This is a genomic window from Rubritalea sp., assembly GCF_039830215.1.
GTDB lineage: Bacteria > Verrucomicrobiota > Verrucomicrobiia > Verrucomicrobiales > Akkermansiaceae > Rubritalea.
In genome coordinates, this window is record NZ_JBDOPO010000224.1 from 1 (window position 1) to 3,750 (window position 3,750).

5 protein-coding genes are annotated in these 3,750 nt (G+C 46.7%); 1 reads left to right on the top strand and 4 read right to left on the bottom strand.

What is annotated here, in order from left to right; all coding sequences use genetic code 11:
• The first annotated feature begins 151 nt into the window (after window positions 1–151).
• Window positions 152–379, top strand: coding sequence for a hypothetical protein (locus tag ABGY95_RS07550; protein ID WP_347441079.1), 228 nt, complete (start codon window positions 152–154; stop codon window positions 377–379).
• Window positions 380–486: 107 nt separating this feature from the next.
• Here ABGY95_RS07550 and thiD read toward each other — a convergent pair whose 3' ends face one another.
• The 4 genes from thiD to ABGY95_RS07570 form a co-directional block, all read right to left on the bottom strand.
• Window positions 487–1,299, bottom strand: a complete 813-nt coding sequence (gene thiD / locus ABGY95_RS07555; protein ID WP_347441080.1) for a bifunctional hydroxymethylpyrimidine kinase/phosphomethylpyrimidine kinase — start codon at window positions 1,297–1,299, stop codon at window positions 487–489.
• Window positions 1,292–1,996 carry an alpha/beta hydrolase gene (locus ABGY95_RS07560; RefSeq protein WP_347441081.1) on the bottom strand — a complete coding sequence of 235 codons (705 nt, stop codon included), beginning with the start codon at window positions 1,994–1,996 and terminating at the stop codon, window positions 1,292–1,294. The genes thiD and ABGY95_RS07560 overlap by 8 nt, the downstream gene beginning before the upstream one ends.
• 113 nt (window positions 1,997–2,109) lie before the next feature.
• Window positions 2,110–3,093: an ABC transporter ATP-binding protein gene (locus ABGY95_RS07565; protein WP_347441082.1), complete on the bottom strand. Its 984-nt coding sequence runs from the start codon at window positions 3,091–3,093 to the stop codon at window positions 2,110–2,112.
• A gap of 339 nt (window positions 3,094–3,432) precedes the next feature.
• Entirely contained in the window at window positions 3,433–3,609 is a 177-nt protein-coding gene (locus ABGY95_RS07570; protein WP_347441083.1) for a hypothetical protein, read from the bottom strand.
• Between the last annotated feature and the right edge of the window lie 141 nt (window positions 3,610–3,750).

The following is a 3,750-nucleotide window of genomic DNA, read 5'->3' on the forward strand; positions in this document are numbered from 1 at the left end:
TGTTTTTTTTGTGAAAATTCGTCATATTTTTGTTGAATTTTCTTTATGGCCAGTATGCACTTGTGAATCGGCAAAACTAGCTTAGTGTAAATGTCTAGATGTCCCAGGTAGACATGTTAGAGGCATAATTTAACCTGTATCAAATAGAACAATGTTACTCAAAAAGACTAAATTGGCTCTTCGTGTAAACGACGAGAACCTAAATCATCATTTATGGAACAATCGTGGAGTATGGTGGTGTCACCTTACAGTACACAAGGCAGATGCTACAGCTGAGCGCTTGCGTTTTTCTCTCAAAACTCGCGATGTCAAACTGGCTCGCAAGAGGCGAGATAATATCTTTCAAGATATTTCGGAGCACTACGATATTGCGGCATAGATGATCATTTTTCTTCCAAAACCTGCATAGCTTAAAGCGATGCGGGTTTTGTTTTTGGGGAGCGGGAACTTTGCTAATGGATTTACACCATTGTTGTTTTGCTTCATTTAATTCAGCGCTCCGGGGCTCAATTGGTTGAGCGCTTGTACTGTATCACCCTCGGAAGATTTGAAGAAAAAGGACTCAGAGATTGCTGAATGGACCCAGTCCTTGGCTGATTGAACAGCGTCGGGGATAGCAAGGCCTTTGGCTATATTAGCCGTGATGGCGGCTGATAGTGCGCATCCAGTGCCGTGGGTGCTTTCGATCTCCACAGTTGGAGCACTGTAGAGGTATGGTTTTCCTTCATGCCAAAGTACATCGACTCGGTTGTTTTCAGCTGGTAGGTGTCCCCCTTTGACTAGGCAAGAAATGTTATAAATCGAACTAATCTCTTTTGCTGCGCCTTCGAGTTGGTCGAGTTGGGTGATGTCTTGATTGAGTAGAACTGAGGCTTCCGCGAGATTTGGAGTGACGAGTTGAGCGAGGGGTAGCAGTCGGTTGATGTAGGCATCTACTGCGTCATCCTTAAGCAAGTGGGCGCCTGAAGTGGCAACCATGACTGGGTCTACGATGATGGGAATCGGTTGTTGTTGGAGAATCTCAGTGATGGCAACGATGTGGGACTTGGAGTAGAGCATGCCAGTCTTGATCGCTTTGATTTGATACGTTTCTAGTAAAATACGTATTTGATCTTGGAGGATAGCGAGGGGGATTGGGTGGATTGAAATGACTTGGTTTGGCGTTTCAGCAACAACGCAAGTGATGGCGGTGAGTCCATGTGTGCCAAAATAAGAAAAGGCTTTGAGGTCAGCCTGGATTCCAGCCCCTGATGAGCAATCAGAGCCTGCGATAGAGAGAACAACTTGAGGTTTATGCATAGCTAACTTGTTGAGTAGGTTGTTTGGCGAAGTCCTTGATTATCGCTGCGCATTCAGCACTGGCTGATTGCAGTATAAGGTGTGGACCATCTAACCAGTGTGTGGTCGCATGCTCATAGCGCATGCGCAACTGATTTTGTGTCTCCCAAGGAATCATGTTATCGTCAGATGCTTGGAGGATGAGCATGGGAAGGTTTTTGAGACATGGGCTATCAGATGGCTGGAGGCTCAGGATAGCTCGGACACGTTGACTTAGAATTTTAGATGGTATCTTAGAAACAGTTTTTTTGAGTTCTGTGACTTGTCGTTCAGAAGCGTCATTACCAATAAGGAAATGTCTGAGGGTCCGTTTTGGAGGGCTGAGCATGAAGAGTGGCCGAAGAGGTAAGAGTGCTAAATTGGGGGTTGTCGGGGATGCACAAAAGCTTGCAGCGAGAACCAAAGATTGAACTGACTCTGGGAAACGTTTTGCGAGTCGGAGGGCTAGGGGACCCGAGAAACTTTCGGCTATGATGAAACGCGGGATATCCCAGTCGATTTCCTCTATTAGCCAATTTTCTAACAATTCATAAGATTGGGGAATGGAAGTAGGGTACTCGATACATTCGGTCAGAACGTCACCGAGCTCTTTCACCAAGGGGGGGAAGAGTGTGGCGTCGCCATGAAGGCCAGGTAGAAGAGTGTGTGTGACTTGCATAAACTGTGAGTCTAGTACGTGTGTCGGAGAATAGATCTCACATCCTATCAGAGAAATTTCATATTGGTGACAATTTTCTCACACAACCGGGCGCTGACGCAAATCCTTGAAAGTTAACCTACTGTCTGAGCTAGGCAGCCGGGGCAATCTTGAACCCAGTGGTTAGGTGACTTTTCCGTAAGCTCTGGTGAGTGATCAGTGGTGCAGAGGTCTGGATTTCCAAGGGTGTTACGCTGATGGAAGGTGCAGCCTTTCGGTGGGCTAGTTAGAGAAGGGGGGAGGCCGGGAATAGTGTAGAGTCTTTCTCCTTTACTGTGGGTAGCTGGGATGGACTTCAATAAGGCACGCGTGTAGGCGTGCATCGGGTTTTTGAATAAGTCGGTAGTGCTAGCATTTTCAACAATCCTGCCAGAGTACATGACATTGACGTGGTCACAGACCTGAGAAACGACACCTAAGTCGTGGGTTATCATGATGACTGCTGTGCCGAGTATCTCTTGGCGCTCCTTGATGAGGTCGAGCACTTGTTTCTGAACAGTAACATCGAGTGCTGTGGTGGGCTCGTCGCAGATAAGTAGCTCTGGGCGTGTGATGAGAGCCATAGCGATCATTACGCGTTGGCGCATACCACCTGAAAATTCATGTGGGTATGAGTAGATACGTTTTTCCGGCTCAGGGATTCCAACTTCAGCTAAGGCTTCAATGGCGCGATTGAGTGCCGCTTTGCCTTTGATGCCTTCGTGGATTTCAAGGGGTTCTGTTAGCTGTGTGGAAATTTTTAGAAAGGGATTGAGAGAAGTCATTGGGTCTTGAAAAATCATGGAGATTCTCTTCCCCCTAATTTTGCGAAATTCCTTTTCAGATGCGTTAAGGAGGTCGATATTTCTGTCGAATATGGCAGAGCCAGAATGAATTTTTCCAGGAGGAGTGGGTATCAGGCCAAGAAGGGAATAGCATGAAACTGACTTCCCTGATCCAGACTCACCAACAATGCCGAGGGTTTCACCGGAGTCGACGGAGAAAGAAACGTCTTCGACTGCTCGCACGATGCCGTTGCGTGTGTGAAATCGGGTGGTGAGATTAGAGACTTTAAGCATGTTTTCGAATTCTGTCGGGTGTCTAGTAGCCTGTGGCAGGTAGAGGTATGCAGTAGTTACGGGTTACCATCAAGGATCTTACTTCCGAGACAATAAAAAAGCACAGCAATGGTTGCTGTGCTTTATCGGGTGGCTGAGAACTCCTATCAATTCACGCTGATAGAGCAGCTGAGCAGGCAATCAATGACATCTGCTGACTGATAGGAGTACTTATTTCTTCTCATTATGGCTGAAATGCTCGACATGCCATCTCCGCAGATAATCAGAGTGGGCTCAATGTAGGAATCTTGGGTTTCAGTTTTGCGAATTTGTGCAAGTTCAATGTTTGCCAACAGGCTATTACAAAGACATTTTTCTGCCGACCGAGTCTTCGATTTTCCCGCCTTTTTTTACGTATTCTTGTGGGTCTTCAGCTTTGCAACGCCGACCGAGGGTGCCGTCTTCGCGTTCGTAGGATTCGCGCAAAAATCCCAAATCACATTGGCGGCAGCGATCTGCGTAGATCTCGGGGTTCACCTCAGAGTGAATCTTTATGGGTTCGTGGGGAATGATGGAATTAATAGCTTGGACTATTTGGGGAATAAAAAATTGAAGGTTGAAATTAAGACTTATCTTGCTCAGACTCATGGGTGGTTAGTTCCCAAGGCTGCTGTTGGC

Bases quoted from the DNA above. Each gene is read 5' to 3' on its own strand.
- ABGY95_RS07550 (WP_347441079.1), top strand. From the start codon at position 152: ATGTTACTCAAAAAGACTAAATTGGCTCTTCGTGTAAACGACGAGAAC.
- thiD (WP_347441080.1), bottom strand. From the start codon at position 1,299: ATGCATAAACCTCAAGTTGTTCTCTCTATCGCAGGCTCTGATTGCTCA.
- ABGY95_RS07560 (WP_347441081.1), bottom strand. From the start codon at position 1,996: ATGCAAGTCACACACACTCTTCTACCTGGCCTTCATGGCGACGCCACA.
- ABGY95_RS07565 (WP_347441082.1), bottom strand. From the start codon at position 3,093: ATGCTTAAAGTCTCTAATCTCACCACCCGATTTCACACACGCAACGGC.